The following is a 19,210-nucleotide window of genomic DNA, read 5'->3' as shown; positions in this document are numbered from 1 at the left end:
GCGGCGCCCCCGTCTGCCGAAGGATCGCTCACAGGCCGGTCCGGCGGGTCTCGGCGACGGCGATGAGGGTGTCGCGCAGCTGCTCGGCGCCCTGCTGACTGAGCCCCGGAATGGTGACGCCGGTCGCGGCGGCGGCCGTGACGAGCTTCAGCTGCGCGATACCGAAGGCGCGGTCGAGCGGCCCGTGGGTGATGTCGACGAGCTGCATGCGGCCGTAGGGCACGGCGACCATCCGCTGCCAGAGGATGCCCCGGCGGAACACGAGGTCGTCGGCGCGCAGCTGATAGCCGTACGCGCGGGCCTGCCGCGGCAGGATCGCGAGCGTCCAGAGGGTGATCACGATCACGATCGCGGCGGGGATGAGGATCCATACCTGCCCGAGCACGAGCCAGAACACGAGCGCGGCCGCGACGACGAGCGCGAGGAACGCGCCCGTCGAGATCAGCTGCACCGCGATGTAGCGCCGCGAGATCTGATGCCAGACGCCGTCGCCGAGCGGCAGCCGGTTCTCGCTCCGCGGTTCGAGTACGCGGTCGTACGTGCCCGCGTCGAGCGCGTCCGTCGCGCGCGAGTCCGACGCCGCAGGCGTGCCCGCGTCGAGCGCGTCAGTCGTGGTGGGAGAGACCGAGTCCGGGCTCGTCTGGTCCGGGTCGTTCGTCATCGTCGTCCTTCCGGATGGTGCACAGGTGCTCGGCCACGAGTGCCGCCGCGAGCAGCACGAGCGCGCCGACGAGCGTCGCGATCACCGCCACCGTCGAGCCTACGGGGGCGACGGGCCGGGTGAGCAGGAACACGAGCAGTCCGGCCGCGAGACCTGCGATCACCGCGCCCACGACGCTGGATGCCTTGGCCAGCATCGCCACGCGCACGGCGCGGAACGGGTCGATCGGTTCGGCGCTCCGGCCCGTGATCGCGCGGCGGATCGGCAGCGCGAAGGCGACGGTCGCCGCGCCCAGCAGCACGAGCAGCACCGGCAGCAGCAGCGACGGCGTGAAGGTCGCCCGCCCCGCGCCGGTCAACAGCTGGTCGATGCCGAATCCGACGACGCCGCCGATGAGGGCCGCGACGATCAGCGCTCCCGCGCTCGTGCGCCTCATGCGCCGTCCGCCGAGTCGGAGGCCCGGAGCCTCGCGAGCAGGTCGTCGACCCGGCCGACACCCGGCAGCACCGCATCGGGGTCGACCGTCAGCCACGGCGCGAGCACGAAGTCGCGCTCCGCGGCCCGCGGATGCGGCAGGGTCAGCGCGGGGTCGGCGCTCCGCACGTCCCCGTACGCGATGAGGTCGAGGTCGAGCGTGCGATCCTGCCAGCGCGGCTGGTCGGCGGTGCGGGCAGGACGCCCGTGGCGCGCTTCGATCGCGTGCAGATACCCGAGCAGCACGCTCGGCGCGAGACGGGTGGTGAGGAGCGCGACCGTGTTGAGGTAGGCGGGAGCCGAGGCATCCGGCCCCTCCGGCGTGAGCGCGACCGACTCGATCGGCGCGGCGGCGACGACCTCCGTGGTCAGCGGCAGCCGGGCGAGGTCGCGCAGCGCCTCGTCGATCGTGGCGGCGCGGTCGCCGAGATTCGCGCCGAGCGCGACGACGGCGATGGTCTCGTCGGACGGGCGGGCGGGGGCATCGCCCTGATAGCCCTGCGCGAGCCGGCGGTTCACCGCGCCACCTCCGTCGGCGACAGCGGCGCGGCATCCACCGGCTTCGACCGGCGGATCGTGACCGCGACGTCGGCGAACGGCACCGGGATCGGCGCCTGCGGCTTGTGCACCGTCACGGCCACGCGCTCGACGCCGGGCCGCGCGAGCAGGTCGCCCGCGATGCGCCCGGCGAGCGTCTCGAGCAGGTTCACGGGCTCCCCCGCGACGATCTCGGCGATCCGCTCGGCCGCCTCGCCGTAGTGGATCGTGTCGGTGACGTCATCGGATGCCGCGGCGCGCGCGGTCTGGACGAACAGAGTCGCATCGACCACGAAGTCCTGCCCGCGCTCGCGCTCCTCGGCATAGACGCCGTGCCGGCCGAACGCGCGCACCCCCGTCAGCGTGATCTCGTCGATGACGTCCACGTCTCCTCCTGTGTTCTGTCGTTCGCCGGTCATCTCATGCCGCCCCGCGCGTCGGCCGTGCGCGCCCGAGCGTCCGTCGTCTCCGCTGGAACACCCGCGTTCCACGCGTGCGCGACGGCGAGCGAGTCGCGGGTCGCGGCCACGTCGTGCACCCGCACCGCCCAGACCCCGGCCTGTGCGGCGAGCACGCTCGTCACCGCGGTCGCGAGGTCGAGCCGAGCGGCATCGAGCCGTGCGGCATCGACCGGCGCGGCATCGGCGGAGGGCGCATCGCCCGGGGCCCCGGCAGCCGCCGTCGCGGTGGCCTCAGCATCCGTCAGCACTTCGGCGAGGAAGCGCTTGCGGCTCGTGCCGACGAGCACGCGCGGGCCGAGCGCGATCACACGGTCGAGCGCGCGGAGGGCCTGCCAGTTCTGCGCGCCGCGCTTGCCGAACCCGATGCCCGGGTCGAGGATCACTCGGTCGGGCGAGATTCCCGCGGTCGCGGCCGCGCGCAGGCGCGCTTCGAGTTCGCCGGTCAGCTCGGCGGCGAGGTCGGCGTAGCCGGCGCGCGCGTACATGTCGGTCGACGGCCCCCGCCAGTGCTGCAGCACGATGTCGGCCCCCGTCGACGCGACGGCGGGCAGCATGTCGGGGTCGGCGAGACCGCCCGACACGTCGTTGACGATGCTCGCCCCCGCGGCGACGGCGGCGAGCGCGGTCGACGCGTGCATCGTGTCGATGCTGACGACGGCGCCGGCCGCGACGAGCCCCGCGACGACGGGGAGAATCCGCTCCTGCTCGAGCGCGGCGTCGACGGGCTCGGCGCCCGGCCGGGTCGACTCTCCGCCGACATCGAGCACGCCGGCGCCCGCGGCGCGCAAGGCGAGTCCGTGCGCGATCGCCGCGTCGGAGTCGAGGTAGCGACCGCCGTCGCTGAACGAGTCGGGCGTGACGTTGACGATCCCCATGATGACGGTCATCTCAGCCGCCCGTCCCACCGTCGCGGGAGTCGTCGGCGGCGCTCTCGGCGCCGTCGCCGACGCTGATCAGCAGCATGATCTCGGCGCGCGCCGCGGGCTCGGCGAGCTCTCCGCGCGCGGCGATCGTGACGGTCGCCGCGTCGGGCTGGCGGCCCCCGCGCATCGTGACGCACTCGTGGTGGGCGCTCAGCACGACGAGCACGCCGCGCGCGTCGAGAGCCCCCGCGATGGTGTCGGCGATCTGCTCGCCGAGACGCTCCTGCACCTGCGGGCGTGCGGACAGCACGTCGACGACCTTCGGCAGCGCCCCGAGTCCCACCACCTGCTCGCCGGGCAGGTAGGCGATGTGCGCGCGACCGGCGAACGGCAGCAGATGGTGCTCGCACACCGAGCGGAACCGGATGTCGCGGAGCACCACCGCCCCGGAGGGAAGGGTGTCAGGAGCCGGCCCCCGAGACACCGAGATGGTGTGGGCGAGGGGGGCCGCGGCATCCTCACCGACGCCGGCGAAGAACTCCGCGTAGGCGTCGGCGACGCGCTGCGGGGTCGCCTTCAGCCCCGGACGGCCGGGATCCTCGCCGATCGCCGCGAGGATCTCCCGCACGGCGGCGGCGACACGCTCACGGTCGACGGCCACGGCGGCTTAGGCGGTCGCCGGTCTCGCCTGGCCCGCCTGATGGCGCGCGGGAGCCGTGCCGGCGACCTGCTCGGGAACGGCGGCGGCCGAGGCGGCGAGCCCGGCCTCGTCCTGCCGGCGCGGCACCTCGACCGGCGGCAGGGTCGAGACGGGGCGGTCGCTGCTCGAAAGCCACTGCGGACGGGGCGGCAGCTTCTTGACGTCGGTGAAGATCTCGGCGAGCTCGAGGTGGTCGAGGGTCTCCTTCTCGAGGAGCGCGAGGGCGAGGCGATCGAGCACGTCGCGGTTCGCGTTGATGACCTCGTACGCCTCGTTGTGCGCCTGCTCGATCAGCAGGCGCACCTGCTGATCGACCCGCTCGGCGATGCGCTCGGAGAAGTCGCGGCCGTGACCCATGTCGCGGCCCATGAACACCTCGCCCGACGACGAGCCGAGCTTGACGGGGCCGACCTCGGTGGTCATGCCGTACTCGGTGACCATCTTGCGGGCGATACCCGTGGCCTTCTCGATGTCGTTGGATGCCCCGGTGGTCGGATCGTGGAAGACGACCTCTTCGGCGACGCGGCCGCCCATCGCATAGGCGAGCTGGTCCTGCAGCTCGTTGCGCGTCACCGAGTACTTGTCCTCGAGCGGCAGAACCATCGTGTAGCCGAGCGCCTTGCCGCGCGGCAGGATCGTGACCTTCGTGACCGGGTCGGTGTTGTTCATCGCCGCGGCCGCGAGCGCGTGACCGCCCTCGTGGTAGGCGGTGATGAGCTTCTCGCGGTCCTTCATCACGCGGGTGCGGCGCTGCGGGCCGGCGATGACGCGGTCGATCGCCTCGTCGAGGGCGCGCATGTCGATCAGCTGCGCGTTCGAACGCGCCGTGAGGAGCGCCGCTTCGTTCAGCACGTTGGCGAGGTCGGCGCCGGTGAACCCGGGTGTCTTCCGGGCGATGACCGAGAGGTCGACCGAGGGCGACAGCGGCTTGCCGCGGCCGTGCACCTCGAGGATCTTCTGACGGCCCTTGAGATCCGGGGCATCCACACCGATCTGACGGTCGAAGCGGCCGGGGCGCAGCAGGGCCGGGTCGAGGATGTCGGGGCGGTTGGTCGCCGCGATGACGATCACGTTGACCTTCGGGTCGAAGCCGTCCATCTCGACGAGCATCTGGTTGAGGGTCTGCTCGCGCTCGTCGTGACCGCCGCCCATGCCGGCGCCGCGGTGGCGGCCGACGGCGTCGATCTCGTCGATGAAGATGATGGCGGGCGAGTTCTCTTTCGCCTGGTTGAACAGGTCGCGCACGCGGCTCGCGCCGACACCCACGAACATCTCGACGAAGTCAGAGCCCGAGATCGAGTAGAACGGCACACCCGCCTCGCCGGCGACGGCCCGCGCGAGCAGGGTCTTGCCCGTTCCGGGAGGGCCATACAGCAGCACGCCCTTCGGAATGCGCGCCCCGACCGCCTGGAACTTCGACGGGTCCTTCAGGAAGTCCTTGATCTCCTGCATCTCTTCGATCGCCTCGTCGGCACCGGCGACGTCGGCGAAGGTGACCGTCGGCGTCTCCTTGGTCACGAGCTTCGCGCGCGACTTGCCGAACTGCATGACCTTGCTGTTGCCGCCCTGCGCGGCCGAGAAGAAGAACCAGAACAGCAGGCCCAGCAGCAGCAGTGGCAGCAGGAGCGAGATCATGCTCTCGAAGAACGTCGTGCGCGGCACCACGTCGTTGAAGCCGTCGGACGGGTCGGCGGCGTCGATCGCCGCCACGACCTCATCGGAGCGCGCGCCGACGTAGTAGAACTGCACCTGCGTGGCGCCCTCGTACTCGCTCGAGAGCGTCATGTCCACGCGCTGGTCGCCATCGGTGTTGGTCACCTCGGTGACGGTGCCGCCCTTCAGCAGCGTCAGACCCTCCTGGGTGGTGATCTGCTTCGCGCCCGTCAGCGACGAGATAAGCGTCATGCCGGCGAGCAGCAGCGCGCCGATCAGCAACACGTAGACGAACGGGTTGCGCGTGAGCTTCTTGAAATCCATGGTGCGATCAGGCTACCCCGGCCCGACTATGGCGCGTCTGTGCATTCGCCACAGGCGAACCGCGAGCGGGGCGGGGGCGAGGGCGCCTGCGGGCGGGCGGCTCAGCTGTAGACGTGCGGCGCGAGCACCGCGACGTCGCGGAGGTTGCGGTAGCGCTCGTCGAAGTCGAGGCCGTAGCCCACGACGAAGTCGGTCGGGATGTCGAAGCCGACGTAGCGGCTGTCGATCTCGACCTTGGCGGCGGCGGGCTTGCGAAGGAGGGCCAGGATCTCGATCGAGGCCGCCCCGCGGGAGGCGAAGTTCTCGAGCAGCCACGAGAGGGTGAGCCCCGAGTCGATGATGTCCTCGACGATGAGCACGTGCTTGCCGGTGAGGTCGGTGTCGAGGTCTTTGCGGATCTGCACGACGCCGCTCGACTTGGTGCCGGCGCCGTACGACGACACGGCCATCCAGTCCATCGTGATGTCGCGGGTGAGCATGCGCGCGAAGTCGCTCATGACCATGACCGCGCCCTTGAGCACCCCGATCAGCAGCAGATCCTTGCCCGCGTAGTCGGCTTCGACCCGGCGGGCGAGCTCTTCGAGCTTCGCGTGGATCTCCTCCTCGGTGACGAGGACGGTGGTCAGCTGGTCAGCGATGTCGGCCGCGCGCATTCCACGATTTTAGGCGACGGATGCCAGAGGTCGTGCCGCGGCGCTTCAGACGGGCATCCGGGTGGTGAAGACGAGGCGCGTGCCTTCGCGCGCCGCGCGGCAGCCGGGCAGGTCGATCGGGCCCTGCCCGCGCCAGTCGGTGACCAGGCGCGCGACCTCGAGGGTCTGGCTGCGGGTGAGCGAGACGCCGAATTCGCTCGCCACGACGTGCCGGATGATGCGGTGACGAAGGGCCGGCGGGTTCGCTGCCAGCGCCGGCACCGACACGGCGATGCCGGCTTCGGCGTGCTCGACGATGTCTTCGATGGTCTCGTCGATCATGTCGGCGAACGCCGCGGCATCCTCGCGCAGCTGCTCCGCCGTGCGGGCGAGGGCGTCGGCGACGCCCGGGCCGAGTTCGGCCTCGAGCACGGGCATGACGTCCTGCCGCACCCGCACCCGGAGGAAGCGGCGGTCGAGGTTGTGCGGGTCTTCCCAGACCGGAAGGCCGAGCGCGGCGCAGGACGAACGGGTCTGCGTGCGGCGGAGGTCGAGGAGGGGGCGCAGGATGCGGATGCCCTCTTCTTCCCGCTCCGGCGCCATGGCGCCGAGGCTCGCCGCCCCCGATCCGCGGGCGAGGCCGATGAGCACGGTCTCGGCCTGGTCGTCGAGGGTGTGGGCGAGGAGCACCGCGACGGCGCCTGCCGCGCGCGCGGCGTCGAGCAGTGCCGCGCGGCGGGCGTCGCGGGCGGATGCCTCGGGGCCGCCGTTGCCCTCGGGTGCGGCGACCTCGACGCGCACGGCATGGGCGTTGAGCCCGAGCTGCTGCGCCGTGCCGACGGCGCGCGCCGCGACCCGGTCGGAGCCCTCCTGCAGGCCGTGGTCGATCACGACCGCGTGCGCCGCGATGCCCGCCTTCGGCGCCTCGAACGCGACCGCGGCGGCGAGCGCGAGGGAGTCGGCGCCCCCGGACAGCCCGACGAGCACCGGTCCGCCGACGCTCTGCAGCGCCGCGCGCACGGCGCGGCGGATCTCGGCGGTGGCGGGGTCGAGACCCGGGCGGTGCTCCATGCCTCCCACGCTAGCCCCGGCCGGGCCGGCCGCCGCGGCTAGGTGTACTGGCCTCGACCGTTGTTGATTCGGTCGATGGGGGTCTTGCCGCCGATGCCGAGGTGGGCTCTGTCTAGGTTGTAGTGGTCGAGCCAGGTCGTCAAGCCTGCTCTGCGGTCGTCGTTGGAGGTCCAGGGGCGGGCGTAGGCCCACTCGGTGGCGAGAGTGCGGTTCAGGCGTTCCATTTTCCCGTTGGTCCAGGGGCAGTGCGGCTTGATGAAGCGCTGCTTGATGGCGTGCGTGTCGATCACGGCTTTGAACGCGGCGGAGTGGCGGTAGGCGAACGCGTTGTCGCTGATGACCCGTTCGACCCTCACGCCCAGGCGCGCGTAGAACGTGATCGTGCGTTTGAGGACCCCGGCCGCAGGCGGATCAGCCGGCTCACGTCCTGAGCGTTCGCCCCGGTGTCCTCCGGGTCGATCCCGTAGCGCGATCGCAGCTCGTCGTTCATGCGCTGCTCGGCGCGGGAGATCTCCGAATCCTCTCCGCGCCAGGCGCGGGCCACCTGATAGGTGTGCCCGATCTGCTCAGGGGTCGAGTTGTCCCACCACTCCGAGCGGTTCACCTGGGCGACCTCCGCGCGTGCCGCCCCGCGCTCAGCGTCCAGCCGGGAGCGCAGCTCGCGCGCCTGACGCTCGTCGGCCGCGGCGGCCTTGCGCAGCGCTTCCTCTCGGGCGCGTGCGATCGCCTGGCCAACCTGCGCGGCCGCGGTTACCGCGACGCGAATCTGCCCGGTGATCGCTTCCTCGATCCCGTCTGTGTCGTCGACCATCATCGGCCCCTTCCTCTATCGCTCCGGGCCGCGATCTGCGCCCGGTCCTGTCGTCTCTCGTGGCCGTGCCGGCTCGATCGGATTCGGCAGCGGCGAGCCCGCCTCCGCCGCCGGCTTCGCCTGGCCTGCTTGCAGCCGATCCAACATCGCCTGAGTCTCCGGGTCCAGCGTCCGCGTTCGCTCGGCCGTGGCCACGGCGCCCGCTGTTGCCGGCGCCGGCAGAGCGTCCCTCACGCGCGTCAGACGTGGCCGGACGTCCTCCGCAAGGAGGCGAGCCTGCCGGGCTTGCTGAGCGGCCACAGACGCCTCGTAGACGGCCTGGGCGAGTCGGAGGAGCTGACGAATCATCGCCGCCTGCGCGACCGTTCCCTGACCGCCTCGGGCAGCGCTGGCCAGCAGCATCGCCGCATCGGAGATGGCGGTCGTGCGTGCCTGATGCGGGCGCACGGTGCGGCCGTAGGTCTGAGCGGAACGAGACAGCGCCTCCGACGCTGCGGCGAGGTCGCCGGGCGTCTCCTCGGTCGCATTCGACCATGCCGCGAACGCGCCGGCCGTTTGTCGTGCGACTGTCGCCCACGTGTCCCTATCGTCGACCGGGACTGAGCGCATCCGGTCGACCAGCTCGCGCAGCTCGTCGTTGCGCCGTGACCACAGCTCGGGGTCGGGCTCGTGTGCCTCCTGGCCGGGTGCCACGACCCGCCGGCCGCGCTTCGCTGCGTTCCACTCGGCGGCCGCGTCGCTCGCTCCTGTGGGTGTATCCGGCCACCCGTCCCGCAGTCGCGGGAGGGTCAGGTCACGGCCGAGATGACCGCCGCCGTACCAGATGGGACGCTCGCCGGCCTGGGGGCGCTCTGCCACCGAGTAGCCGGTGATGACGTCCGTGCGGCCGTCCGCGAACCGGGGCCGCACCAGCAACCCCGAGCGGCGCATCCGGCGTACGAACTCGCCCTCGTCGCTCGCGGCGGTCGCGCACCCACGGACCTTCACGGCGAGCATCTGGCGAGGCTGATCCGCGCGCAGCTCGGACGCGATGCGCGCCTGCCGATCCGCGCCGTCCAGCAGCTCCCACGCGGGCGCCGTCGACGACGCCGTGGTGCGGTCGCGCTCGTACTTCGCGCGAGCGCGGGAGCGCGCCTGAGCCTCACGCTCAGCGGGGTCGTAACCGCGCGTCGAACGTTCGGCCTGCGACGACTCCAACTGCTCCAACCCGTACTTGACTTCGAGCGCGCGGGCGGCGACCTGGGCGCGGTGGAAGTCATTGTGAACGGATGCCTTCGTGCCGTCCTCGCGCACGAGGTTCACGGCGATGTGAATGTGGTCGTTCCCGTTCGTCGACACACCGTGCCGGATCGCAACCCACCGGCACGGGGCACGCGGGTTGTCCGGGTCGTCGAACTCCATTGCCTTGACGAAATCGTTCGCGATATCGCGCCACTCCTCGTCCGTGCGCAGCCCTTCCTCAGCGCGCAGAGAGAGTGAGCAATGCCACACGGGGCCGCCCGGAACGTCGACGCCGAACGCCGCGCGCGGCTTGTCGAGGTGCCGCGCGATCGACAGCGCAGCGTCACGTCCCAGCTCGGCGTCATCGTGCCACGCCATCACCGCAGAGTCGCCCGCGACCAGGTGCGGCTCGGCGTGCTCGTTCGACCGGCCAGGACCGGCGAGGTAGGTCAGTAGACCCGACATGCGATCGCCGCGGGTCACGTTCGGCATCACGAGCTAGCACCGCTCAGCTCGTCGACGAAAGCGTCGATCCGGTCGGCAACCTCGCGCACCTTGCGCAGCGTCGCCACTATCTCCGCCTGCGTCTCTCCGGTCGCGTTCGTGGCCTTCGCCATCTGGTTCACGTTGTTCGCGATCGTCGCCAGCAGGCGATACGTCGAGAACATCTGAGCGATGACCTCGTGCCGCACGCTCGCGTTCGTCGCAGCCTCGGCCGCTCCGCCCGCGAGCGCCGAATCGACGAGGAGCTTGGGAACGCTCACCTTGTACTGCAACGCCAGAGAGTAGAGCTGCCCTTCCTCCTCGGGCGTCACCTTCACAACGTGACGGTGCTGACGCCCACCCGCGACACGGCGCCGACGCTTCTGGCCGTCGCGAGACGTGCCGCCATCGGCCTCCGCGTCCGCCATCTCGTCACCCTCTCTCTGCCCAGCGCAGCGACCCCGGATCACCGGGGACCACACGTCTAGTGTGCCGCACCCTCCGACCCCTGTCGAGACGGTCAAGCCAATCAGGGCACCTGATTGTATAGCTTGCTCCATGTGAGACGCCTCTCAGGATCGCTCACGTCGACAGACGGGAGTGGTCGCGGCTTCGCCGCGGCCAGTTCTTTCGATGACAGTGACGATCGACGGGAACGTGTGTGATTCGTACGATGGACGCATGGCTACGCAACTGACACCAGAGGAAGCAATCGAGCGCGCCCGTCGTCTACAGGATGATCGGCTGAATGCGGTTCGGGCGGTCGCGGAGGCGCGACAGCGTCTCGTCGATGTGCAGGAGGAGACGGCCCGCGAGCTGGCCGATCTGCAAGCACGGATCGCAGATCGGATCGCGGATGCCGAGCGCGACGACGTGCGCGCGTACAACGCCGCGCAGAGCGCCGGGTGGAGTGTCGACGAGCTTCGCAAGATCGGCCTGCCCGAGCCCGAGAAAAAGGCGCGCGTGAAGCGACGCGCAGCGCGTAAGCCTGCGGCTCCGAGGGCGACGCCCGAGCCTGCCGAGACGTCGACCGAGGAGGCTGTGCCGGTCGGCTGATTCGTTCGTCTCTCAGGCCCCGCTACTGGCTTCCGGTGCGGGGCCTGTTGCGTTCCCCCGCGATGCGGGGTTGCACTCCGCTCCGAGCCCGTCAAGGGCGCTTCGCGTCCCTCCGGGAGAGCCCTGCGGGCTCCCCTTGACCGCCTCTCCACTGCGTGCAAGGCGGCAAGTGTTCCGCCGAAAGCAGGCAGCTCGGCGCATGCGCCGAACTTCCCACTTTCGGACGGACACACACAAAGGAGAGGACGTCACGATGAGCACTCTGGTTTCTTTCACGACGATCACGACCACGCTCCCGTCGAGGGACGAGGATCGGCCGCGGCTACTTCGCAACGTGGCGGAGCGGGATCAGCTGGTGACCGTCGTCGACACCCTCACCAAGGACGCCGACTGATGCCCGGCCAGCAGCAGAGCGCGGCCGACGTCGCAGCGGTCGACGGCTACCTGGTGCCGGTCGATCCGGCCGAGGAGACGGGGTGCGAATCGTGCCAGTGACCGGCCCTCACAAGCGTCCCAAGATGCTCACTCCCGGCGAGCTGGCCGCGCAGCTCGGCGTCGACGTGCGCGACCTCAAACGACTCCGCGACGAGGGCCGCGGCCCCGCCTACATCACCCTCACGCCGCGCACGATCCGCTACCTCACCTCCGAAGTCGCAGACTGGCTCAGCGACGACACGGCCGATCAGCGCGTTGACCAAGCGGAACCCTCGCCAACCGCGGCGCCAAAGAATACGATGGGGGTATGAAATCGAGGCTCAGCACCGCGCTCGCGCCCGTGATGTCTGGCTTGTTCGTCGCCGCGTTCTTCCTCTTCGCCGCACTCTGGGTCAATGGGAACTTCCCCATCATCGTTGCCGTCAGCATCGCGACCGCACTAGGTGTCGCCACCTACCTGGCAGTATCCAACAGCGCACGCCTACGAGGTCGGTAAGCGTCCTCTGTCTGGAGCAGGCCCAGCAGCAGTTAGGACGCTGCCACGGGTTGGCTCTCGTCGTGCTTCGCGAGAGCCCGCGCGACCGATGACTTGCCGACGCCGAGCACGGTCGCGATCTGCATGATGCTGTCGCCCTGCTCCCGCATCCGCGCGGCCGCGGCGGTGCGTTCTGGTGTCATCACCGAGGGGCGGCCTCCCACGCGCCCCTCAGCGCGTTCATGGGCCAGGCCCCGCACGGTGTTCTCTCTGATCGTGTCGACACGGAGCTGAGCGAACACGGCGACGATCCCGAACAGAGCACGCCCCATCGGGGTCGTCGTGTCGATATCCGGCTCGGTGAGGCTCTTGATGTTCACGCCCCGCTCATGCAGATCGGTGATCGTCTCAATGGCCATCTTCTCGCTACCGGCGAGACGGTCGAGCCGGCGCACCATGAGCGTGTCACCGGGGCGCAGATAGTCCAAGCATGCGAGCCACTGCGGGCGGTCCTTCACGCGGCTGGACTCGCCGTGGTCGACGAACACGCGGCCGGCGCCGGCCGCGCGCAGCTCGGCCTCCTGAGCTGCCGGGTTCTGATCGTGACGAGACACCCGCGCGTAACCGACGACGTTACTCATCGCCCCTCCCCTCGTTCGATCCCGGATCGGCCTCCGGGCATGTAGCCGGCCCGTGCTTGGGGTGCTCCTGGCGAGCCCTGCGGGCCGCTCTGCGCGGCGCGCGTAGCGCTCGTGGGGAACGACAGCCGCGCACGTTCCGCGGCGTGCCAGGCGGCGTCTCGCTGGCCGGCCGGTGTGGCCCTGGTGACGATCTGATCGAACATGCTCCGCAACGGTCCGAAGTCGCGACGCTCGGACGCAGCACGGCATGCCGCGTCGTTGGTCGACCCGTGCACCTGACGCCAGTCGAGCTGCCATCCGGCGTCGCGGGCGATCCGGTTCCAGAACACTCGTTGCGTCCGGCCATTGCCCTCCCGGAACGAGTGCACGTAGTTGAACGCGTCGTAATGGTAAGACAGCCGCTCGATGAAGCGAGCGCGGTCCATGCCGTGCAGGTTGCTGTCCTCGCGCAGCTCGGCTGCCGCGAAGCCGGCGGCCCGGTCGATCATCGACACGGGTAGGAAGTGCTCGGCACCCTCGACGTTCTTCTTGATGTCGACGGTGCGCAGCTCCCCCGCCCACTCGTAGACGTCCTGGAACAGGTGCCGGTGGATCGCGCGCAGCTCGTCGAGGTCACCGGTTGCCTTCGGCGGCCGGTCCATGAGCTGCATCATCCGGGCAAACGAAAGGTCGCCCTCAGCTTCATCGAGGGCGACCTTCGTGCGTGCGCCGAACTTGTTCCGCAGCAGTCCCGTCTCGGGATCGAGGTACGGATCGACGAACTCAGGCGATGCCATAGCGGGCGCGAGCGCGAGCTACCAGCTCGTCAGAGTCGATGCGGCCGGCGATGTACTCCCCCGCGTCGGCCTGGCCGGCCTCGCTCACGTGCAGGCCCTCCATCTCGCCGCTGTGGATGCCCTCGGCCACGCGCCGCTCGCGCTCAGCCTCGGTGGTCGTGGTGACAGTCGAAGTGGCCACGTCTCGCCCCTCTCGCTCTCTAGCGTCTTCACCCATTCTACCGCACCTCCCGAAAACGTACTAGTTGGGGTTTCGGGCTGATTCGGTTTCGGGCCTGAGTTTCGGGACGGGAATCGTCGGCGTGTCGACGCCGCCGCCGCCGCCGACCGAGGCTTCCCGGAAACGATCAGTTTCGAGCTATTGCGGGAACCTACAAACGAGCGCCACTACCGTGAACACATGCCCCTCGCGCTTATCACCGGAGCTGCCCGCGCCAACAGCATCGCCGCCGGAATCGTTCCCAGACTCTCCGCAGACGGGTGGGAGGTCGTCACCAGCGACCTCGACACGGGCGACTACCCGTGCGATCTGTCAGACGCCACGGCGCCGACCGCCCTCATCGAGCAAATCGTGCGCGATCGGGGACCGCTTTCAGCTCTCGTGTTGAGTCACGCCCACGACGTCGAAACCGGCATCCTCGACACCACGGCCGAGAGCTTCGACGAGCACGTCGCTGTCAACGCTCGGGCGTCGCTCTTACTCATCGCCTCGTTTGCTCGTCAAGTTGGTCCGGCCGGCGGCGCGATCGTCGCGTTCACAAGCGATCACACGACCGGAAATCTGCCCTACGGCGCATCCAAGGGCGCACTCGATCGGATCGTCATCTCCGCCGCCCGTGAACTCGGCCCGCGACTGATATCCGCCAACGTCGTCAACCCCGGCCCGATAGACACAGGGTGGATGGACGACGAGACACGCACGACAATGACGGCGTACCACCCACTGGGCCGAACCGGAACACCAAAGGACATCGCCGGAGTCACCGCATTCCTGCTATCCGACGAAGGCCGGTGGATTAGCGGCCAGCTCCTCCACACCGACGGTGGATTCTCGGCACGTTTCTGAGTGCCGTCCCGAAACTCAGTCCCGATAATTCCAACGCCCAGAACCGGGCGCAGTTCTGGCACAGAGTTACGGACGAACAGCCCGCCGCCGGGCTGTGTCAAGCTGCGTGGAGTCGCTCGGGCTCGGCTTTGGCATCGTCGGTCGGCTTGGGGAGGTTGATGCCGACGATGTCGGCGGGTGCGGGCGTGTGGGGCGGTCGACGGAATCGCTCGGGATGCTTGTCGTAGTACGCCTGCTGGGTCGCGTCGCGTCGGTTCCAGGCGTGGTGCCAGGTGCCGTCGTGGACCTCGTTCGGGCTGAACAGGGCGATGCCGGAGTGCTTGTGGTTCTGGTTGTACCAGGGGACGTACCACTCGACGTAGGCGCGCGCCTGTTCGATGGTCGCGAAGGTGCCGGGGTAGTTCGGCCGGTACTTCATTGTCCGGAACTCCGATTCGGAGAACGGGTTGTCGTTGCTCACCCGGGGCCGGTTGTGTGTCTGCGTGACGCCGAGCTCACTGAGGAAGTCCTTGAGCGCTCCGGAGCGCATCGCAGGGCCGGAGTCAGCGTGGACGGCGTCGGGTATCCCATGCCGACCGAACGCGTCCTCGAACATCTCGACGGCGAGGTCGTCGACTTCGCGTTCCTCGACGCGGCAGCCGACGAGCTTGCGGGAGAAGATATCGATGATCGAGTACGCCTTGAACGCGACGCCGCGCCACGGGGTGCGCAGGTCGGTGATGTCCCAGCTCCAGACCTGTCCCGGACCGGTCGCTTCCAGCACAGGCGCTTCTCGTGGTGGCCGGTCGCTGTTGCTGCGCCGGGTTGGGGCGACGGGGCGGGCGGACTGATCCTCGATCTCGGCCGCGATGCGCCACCACGAGCGGCGTGAGGCGAGCATCACCCCGTCATCCCACGCGGACGCGAACGAGTGATCGACCGCGTGCCCTTCGGCCCAGCCCGCCGTGATCCTGCCGGCGATGACGGCGCGGTCGGTCTCGCTGATGCGTGACGGGTATGCCCGCTCCTTCTGCGGGACGGGATCCGCGACGCGCTCCCGAGGACGCGTCCGGTAGTGCCATGTCGACCTCGCGACGCCGGCGATCTCGAGTGCGCGACGCTGCGACCCAACGGCCGCTGTCAACTGTCCGACGAGGTCGTTCTCGGCGTCGAGGAATCGGATGGATCGTTCGTCGGCTGGTTCACGGCGGGCTCTTGCTCGCTCATCTGATGCAAGAGCCCGATAGCTTTTCCCAGGGTCTCGATAGTCTGCTCGAGTTCACGCACGCGGGCTGTCAGCCGGGCGACCTCCGCCTCCTGCGCGGCGCGTTCACGGGCGCGTTGCCGCTCGATGCCGGTGCGCTTCTCTGGTGGGGTCACCACTCCACCTTCTCGCGGGATCAGTCCACGGTCGAGATCACCGTCGAACACCGCCGACCGCCACCGCCGGAGCCGGTCATACGAGACTCCCTGCTCCTCAAGCCAGAACGCCTTTTGTCCATACGGCTGGATCTCGTACCGATGCACGAACTCACGGATCTGCTCCGTCGAGAACCCCGGACTGATCGACATACCCGCCAACTCCCTCACTGATCATGAATGACTCACGACCAGCTTGGCGAAGAGGGCGCGGCCCAGAAACGATCGTTACTGGGCCACTCCCATTACGTACGCGGACGCCTTGTCGATACAACCCACGTTGGGCTGATCTTTCTGTAGCTGATCCCTGAGACGATCGAGGGGTGAGCGGGGAGCCCGATTCGACTGCGGCGCAGAGGGTCAGGTCTAGAATTGTTGCACCGCGTCGCATTCAGCAACAAAGCACAACAACTGCGGCGCATGACAATGAATCCTGAAGCTGGCCAGAAACCGGCGGACAACCCGCAAAACGGGGATGAGAGTTCCCGATTCGACTGTGGCAGCAAGGCGCAGGTCCATGCAGCATTTCATCACTGAGAGACTTTTTCGCCGCCTTCAGGCTGTTGAGGAAGCGTCTGTAGATGCAGCCGCTGCGCGAGCGATTGCAGGCGGCGCAGCAGTGATTCATGGTTGCCGAATCTGCTGCGGCCAGGCCTCCCGCTGACGCAGTGCTGGACCTGCCACGCGCAACCCGAATCGAGGTCTTGTCCGGCACGCTAAAAGAGCAGGTCAAAGATAGCCATGGCCCGCTCCCAGTGCACGCTCTGCGGGTTTTTGACCTTAGGATCGAGGATTTTGAAGGCACGTGCCAGCGCCACCGTCAGCCCGCCGACCAGGCGCGGCAACTCCGCTTCCATCTCATAGCTGTAGGCCAGGTCGAGCGGGGGCAGGGCTACCAGCTGATCCAGGATAGGCTGAAGCTCCAGTGCGGTGTCCAGCCCGTCGAAGGCCCGCATGCTCTCCTTGAAGCCGAGCGTCAGCGGCAGGTCGTGCAGCTGGATGACGTCTCGCTGGTTGTCCTTGGCCGTGGCCTGCGCCGCCAGCAACAGATCGTAGACCTTCTGCCGCACGAAATCGTTCAGCCGCGCCAGGTCGTTCTTGTCCACGTCCAGGCCGGCTGCCTCCCGAAAGAGCCGTTCAAACTTCGATACGCCGATGATTTTCGCCATAGTTCTATCTCCTCCTGTCAGACTTACAGTGACACTAATAGCACGGACACCGGGGGGCCTTGACCCCGGATCGTGGACACGGTGTCATTTCGGTTATGCCGCTTCCGTGAGGGTAGCTGATCTCGCGGCCGCGTAGGTGTTCTCGTAGCTGTTCGGGGTGTCCGACACTCATGCCTGACGCGCTCGGTCGGTGTAGGTGAGGCCGGCGCGGCGCAGCGCGTCGGCCGGCGAGCCGTCGCTGTGGTCGGGGGCCTCGCCGGTCATCGGCAGCGGGGCGTTCGCCCGCGCGTACTCGTGCACCTGGTCGGTGAGAGCGTCCCAGGTCGCCAGTTCCCCGGTGGGAATCGTCGCCAGCTCGACCCCGCACGTCACGCCGCGGTCGGTGAGGTAGCGACGCGCGGCCGCGAGGTACGCCTGGGTGTACGCGGCCAGGTCTTGCTCCCACAGCTTCTCCACGGTCGCCGTCACGGTCCGAGCGGACGTCAGGGCGGCGATCAGCGGCTCGCCCGCGGCCTCGGCGCGCGCGGCGATCGCCTCGGTGATCGTGCTCGCCTCCTGCATGAGCGACACCGACAGCTCACGGTCGCCGTCGCCACCCTCTGCCCAGCTCGGCATCGCCGCCTGAATCTCCGCGATCCGTGCGCGCTCCTCGGGCGTCGCCACGGCGTTGAACAGCTCCTCGTCGATGGCGTCCTCTCGGCTCCCGGCCTCGGCGGCCTCCTGCTCGTACAGGTCGGCCAGCCCGAGGTCGTAGAACACGTCCTCGGCGTCGAACGCGAGCCGCACCGGCTCGGTGCGGTAGCGCAGCAGCTCGTCCGGATCGTCGCCCGCGGTGCTCTGCACGATCTGGCGCACGTAGTCGGCTTCCCACGATCCGGGGCGTCCGGCCAGCAGCTCCTCGACGCCGCCGACGTTCGCGGCCACGGTCGTGATGACGTGGCAGGCGATCTCACCGAAGTCGACCGGCTCGACAGTTGCGTGCGCCGTGCCAGCGCCTCGCACGCGCGTCTGCCGTGCCGCGACGGTAAGCGCCGCGATCGCATCGGCTATCGGATTCGGCTCAGCGGGCTCGGCAGCCTGCGGTGACGCCTTTCTCGTCGTCGTGGATCTCCGCGTAAGCGACCCGGGAGTGGAGGCGCCACCCACCGCCATCGGGGATCCGGCCGAGCTTCTTCACATCGACATGGATCAGCGATCCGGGATGGTCGTGCTCGTAACGCTTCGCCGACCGTCGAGACGCGCGGATCACGGTCCCGGTGACCGGGTCCAGCCCCCTCAGCAGCGACACCCCGTGTCTGCGCAGCACCCGACCGACCGTCGAGGCCTGCAAGCCGAGCTTGTCTGCGATGAACACCGGGCCGCGGCGCGTGAGGTGACGCATGATCCGCACCCGCGCCTCCACGCACGCCCCCGTCCGCCGCGGATGCCCGTGGGCGACGCTGGAACGATCCACCAACCCCGCTGTGCCGTGCTCCCGGAACCGACGCCACCACCGCCACGCGGTCGTGCGGGAGATCCCCATCTCCGCCGCGACATGCGCGACCGCACGCCCCGACCCGATGCGCTGGACCATGATCAACCTGCCGGCCGGAGTCAGCCGGGCGTTAGCGTGGGACACGAGAGACCTCCGTGGACTCGAGGGAACCTACACAGCTCCAACTCGACTACGGAGGTCTCTCCTACGTCAACAACGATCCCGGTCAGTACGACTAGGCTGGGACGCGGCATCCACCAGATCGTTCGAAGGAGCACCAGCATGGGCGCATACGACGCCGTCATCGAGATCCCGCGCGGCAGCCGCGTGAAGTACGAGGTCGACCACGGCACGGGCCGCGTTTTCCTCGACCGCGTGCTGTTCACCCCGATGGGCTACCCCGCCAACTACGGCTTCTTCGAAGACACCCTCGGCGAAGACGGCGACCCGCTCGACGTGCTGCTGCTGCTCGACCGCGATCTCTACCCCGGCATCATGGCGAAAGTGCGCCCCGTCGGCGTGCTGAAGATGGTCGACCAGGCCGGCGGCGACGACAAGGTCGTCGCGGTGCTCGCGAAGGACCCGCGCTGGAAGCACATCCAGGACGTGGGCGATCTCGACGAGTGGACCAAGGGCGAGATCACGCACTTCTTCGAGCACTACAAGGACCTCGAGCCCAACAAATGGGTCAAGATCGACCAGTGGGGCGACGCGGCCGAGGCCGAGCGCCTGGTCGGCGAGGCGTTCGAGCGCTTCCAGGCCGAGGGCGCGCAGACCGCGACGCAGGGCGAGGGCCACGCCCCGAAGACCATCTGAGCGACCTGTTCAG

The 19,210-nt window shown here is 69.2% G+C and carries 26 protein-coding genes and 1 pseudogene; 6 read left to right on the top strand and 21 right to left on the bottom strand.

Features of this window, described 5'->3' with window-relative positions:
* Window positions 1-28: 28 nt before the first annotated feature.
* From FHX68_RS10445 to FHX68_RS10385, 13 genes are all read right to left on the bottom strand, one after another.
* Window positions 29-661, bottom strand: coding sequence for a PH domain-containing protein (locus tag FHX68_RS10445; protein WP_141381034.1), 633 nt, complete (start codon window positions 659-661; stop codon window positions 29-31).
* A complete protein-coding gene (locus FHX68_RS10440) occupies window positions 606-1,097 on the bottom strand; it encodes a DUF3180 domain-containing protein (RefSeq protein ID WP_141381035.1) in 492 nt (163 codons plus the stop codon). Before FHX68_RS10440 ends, FHX68_RS10445 begins: the two co-directional genes overlap by 56 nt.
* Window positions 1,094-1,654, bottom strand: coding sequence for a 2-amino-4-hydroxy-6-hydroxymethyldihydropteridine diphosphokinase (gene folK, locus FHX68_RS10435; protein WP_141381036.1), 561 nt, complete (start codon window positions 1,652-1,654; stop codon window positions 1,094-1,096). Before folK ends, FHX68_RS10440 begins: the two co-directional genes overlap by 4 nt.
* Window positions 1,651-2,058, bottom strand: coding sequence for a dihydroneopterin aldolase (folB, locus tag FHX68_RS10430; protein ID WP_141381037.1), 408 nt, complete (start codon window positions 2,056-2,058; stop codon window positions 1,651-1,653). Before folB ends, folK begins: the two co-directional genes overlap by 4 nt.
* Before the next feature lie 29 nt (window positions 2,059-2,087).
* Window positions 2,088-3,020, bottom strand: a complete 933-nt coding sequence (folP, locus tag FHX68_RS10425; protein WP_141381038.1) for a dihydropteroate synthase — start codon at window positions 3,018-3,020, stop codon at window positions 2,088-2,090.
* A gap of 1 nt (window position 3,021) precedes the next feature.
* The gene (gene folE, locus FHX68_RS10420) at window positions 3,022-3,657 is read right to left on the bottom strand and encodes a GTP cyclohydrolase I (RefSeq protein ID WP_141381039.1); all 636 of its coding nucleotides are present in this window, start codon (window positions 3,655-3,657) and stop codon (window positions 3,022-3,024) included.
* A 6-nt stretch (window positions 3,658-3,663) separates the two neighbouring features.
* Window positions 3,664-5,673 carry an ATP-dependent zinc metalloprotease FtsH gene (gene ftsH / locus FHX68_RS10415; protein WP_141381040.1) on the bottom strand — a complete coding sequence of 670 codons (2,010 nt, stop codon included), beginning with the start codon at window positions 5,671-5,673 and terminating at the stop codon, window positions 3,664-3,666.
* Window positions 5,674-5,774: 101 nt separating this feature from the next.
* Window positions 5,775-6,326: a hypoxanthine phosphoribosyltransferase gene (hpt, locus tag FHX68_RS10410; RefSeq protein ID WP_141381041.1), complete on the bottom strand. Its 552-nt coding sequence runs from the start codon at window positions 6,324-6,326 to the stop codon at window positions 5,775-5,777.
* A 45-nt stretch (window positions 6,327-6,371) separates the two neighbouring features.
* On the bottom strand, window positions 6,372-7,376 hold the full coding sequence (gene tilS, locus FHX68_RS10405; protein WP_170214265.1) for a tRNA lysidine(34) synthetase TilS: 1,005 nt from the start codon (window positions 7,374-7,376) through the stop codon (window positions 6,372-6,374).
* A gap of 38 nt (window positions 7,377-7,414) precedes the next feature.
* On the bottom strand, window positions 7,415-7,732 hold the full coding sequence (locus FHX68_RS10400; protein WP_244926854.1) for an integrase core domain-containing protein: 318 nt from the start codon (window positions 7,730-7,732) through the stop codon (window positions 7,415-7,417).
* A complete protein-coding gene (locus tag FHX68_RS10395; RefSeq protein WP_141920203.1) occupies window positions 7,729-8,190 on the bottom strand; it encodes a hypothetical protein in 462 nt (153 codons plus the stop codon). The genes FHX68_RS10400 and FHX68_RS10395 overlap by 4 nt, the downstream gene beginning before the upstream one ends.
* A 12-nt stretch (window positions 8,191-8,202) precedes the next feature.
* Window positions 8,203-9,903: a relaxase/mobilization nuclease domain-containing protein gene (locus tag FHX68_RS10390; protein WP_141381522.1), complete on the bottom strand. Its 1,701-nt coding sequence runs from the start codon at window positions 9,901-9,903 to the stop codon at window positions 8,203-8,205.
* On the bottom strand, window positions 9,900-10,319 hold the full coding sequence (locus tag FHX68_RS10385) for a MobC family plasmid mobilization relaxosome protein (protein WP_141381523.1): 420 nt from the start codon (window positions 10,317-10,319) through the stop codon (window positions 9,900-9,902). Before FHX68_RS10385 ends, FHX68_RS10390 begins: the two co-directional genes overlap by 4 nt.
* A 205-nt stretch (window positions 10,320-10,524) precedes the next feature.
* Between FHX68_RS10385 and FHX68_RS10380 the strand changes: the two genes are divergently transcribed.
* The 4 genes from FHX68_RS10380 (at window position 10,525) to FHX68_RS15235 (ending at window position 11,878) form a co-directional block, all read left to right on the top strand.
* Window positions 10,525-10,947, top strand: coding sequence for a hypothetical protein (locus tag FHX68_RS10380; protein ID WP_229661651.1), 423 nt, complete (start codon window positions 10,525-10,527; stop codon window positions 10,945-10,947).
* Window positions 10,948-11,200: 253 nt separating this feature from the next.
* Complete coding sequence (locus FHX68_RS15240) at window positions 11,201-11,341, top strand: hypothetical protein (protein ID WP_170214306.1); 141 nt, start codon at window positions 11,201-11,203, stop codon at window positions 11,339-11,341.
* Window positions 11,342-11,465: 124 nt separating this feature from the next.
* On the top strand, window positions 11,466-11,693 hold the full coding sequence (locus FHX68_RS10375) for a helix-turn-helix transcriptional regulator (RefSeq protein ID WP_141381524.1): 228 nt from the start codon (window positions 11,466-11,468) through the stop codon (window positions 11,691-11,693).
* Window positions 11,690-11,878: a hypothetical protein gene (locus FHX68_RS15235; protein WP_170219063.1), complete on the top strand. Its 189-nt coding sequence runs from the start codon at window positions 11,690-11,692 to the stop codon at window positions 11,876-11,878. Before FHX68_RS10375 ends, FHX68_RS15235 begins: the two co-directional genes overlap by 4 nt.
* A 32-nt stretch (window positions 11,879-11,910) precedes the next feature.
* Here the strand turns inward: FHX68_RS15235 and FHX68_RS10370 are convergent, their stop codons facing one another.
* Genes FHX68_RS10370 through FHX68_RS10360 form a run of 3 tightly spaced genes read right to left on the bottom strand, consistent with a single transcriptional unit; the run spans window position 11,911 to window position 13,455 of the window.
* Window positions 11,911-12,498, bottom strand: coding sequence for a recombinase family protein (locus FHX68_RS10370; RefSeq protein ID WP_141381525.1), 588 nt, complete (start codon window positions 12,496-12,498; stop codon window positions 11,911-11,913).
* Window positions 12,495-13,274 carry a Fic/DOC family protein gene (locus tag FHX68_RS10365; protein WP_141381526.1) on the bottom strand — a complete coding sequence of 260 codons (780 nt, stop codon included), beginning with the start codon at window positions 13,272-13,274 and terminating at the stop codon, window positions 12,495-12,497. Before FHX68_RS10365 ends, FHX68_RS10370 begins: the two co-directional genes overlap by 4 nt.
* Entirely contained in the window at window positions 13,261-13,455 is a 195-nt protein-coding gene (locus tag FHX68_RS10360; protein ID WP_141381527.1) for an antitoxin VbhA family protein, read from the bottom strand. The genes FHX68_RS10365 and FHX68_RS10360 overlap by 14 nt, the downstream gene beginning before the upstream one ends.
* Window positions 13,456-13,674: 219 nt before the next feature.
* Between FHX68_RS10360 and FHX68_RS10355 the strand changes: the two genes are divergently transcribed.
* Window positions 13,675-14,340, top strand: a complete 666-nt coding sequence (locus tag FHX68_RS10355; RefSeq protein ID WP_141381528.1) for an SDR family oxidoreductase — start codon at window positions 13,675-13,677, stop codon at window positions 14,338-14,340.
* Between the two features lie 97 nt (window positions 14,341-14,437).
* On the opposite strand, the gene FHX68_RS10350 is transcribed toward FHX68_RS10355, so the two are convergent.
* From FHX68_RS10350 to FHX68_RS10330, 5 genes and pseudogenes are all read right to left on the bottom strand, one after another.
* Window positions 14,438-15,463 carry a DDE-type integrase/transposase/recombinase gene (locus FHX68_RS10350; RefSeq protein WP_141920125.1) on the bottom strand — a complete coding sequence of 342 codons (1,026 nt, stop codon included), beginning with the start codon at window positions 15,461-15,463 and terminating at the stop codon, window positions 14,438-14,440.
* The gene (locus FHX68_RS10345; RefSeq protein ID WP_141381664.1) at window positions 15,460-15,891 is read right to left on the bottom strand and encodes a hypothetical protein; all 432 of its coding nucleotides are present in this window, start codon (window positions 15,889-15,891) and stop codon (window positions 15,460-15,462) included. The genes FHX68_RS10350 and FHX68_RS10345 overlap by 4 nt, the downstream gene beginning before the upstream one ends.
* Window positions 15,892-16,454: 563 nt before the next feature.
* Window positions 16,455-16,907: a DUF1931 family protein gene (locus tag FHX68_RS10340; protein WP_058954393.1), complete on the bottom strand. Its 453-nt coding sequence runs from the start codon at window positions 16,905-16,907 to the stop codon at window positions 16,455-16,457.
* Window positions 16,908-17,075: 168 nt separating this feature from the next.
* Complete coding sequence (locus tag FHX68_RS10335) at window positions 17,076-17,909, bottom strand: hypothetical protein (RefSeq protein WP_141381657.1); 834 nt, start codon at window positions 17,907-17,909, stop codon at window positions 17,076-17,078.
* Window positions 17,910-17,985: 76 nt separating this feature from the next.
* Window positions 17,986-18,525 (bottom strand): annotated as a pseudogene (locus FHX68_RS10330) (helix-turn-helix domain-containing protein); the annotation flags it as partial.
* A 138-nt stretch (window positions 18,526-18,663) separates the two neighbouring features.
* Between FHX68_RS10330 and FHX68_RS10325 the strand changes: the two are divergent.
* Window positions 18,664-19,197 carry an inorganic diphosphatase gene (locus tag FHX68_RS10325; RefSeq protein ID WP_141381135.1) on the top strand — a complete coding sequence of 178 codons (534 nt, stop codon included), beginning with the start codon at window positions 18,664-18,666 and terminating at the stop codon, window positions 19,195-19,197.
* Window positions 19,198-19,210 lie beyond the last annotated feature (13 nt).

Source organism: Microbacterium lacticum, assembly GCF_006716815.1.
Classification (GTDB): Bacteria; Actinomycetota; Actinomycetes; order Actinomycetales; family Microbacteriaceae; genus Microbacterium; species Microbacterium lacticum.
Note: the sequence above shows the minus strand (reverse complement) of the source record. Positions and strands in the feature narration are given on the sequence as shown.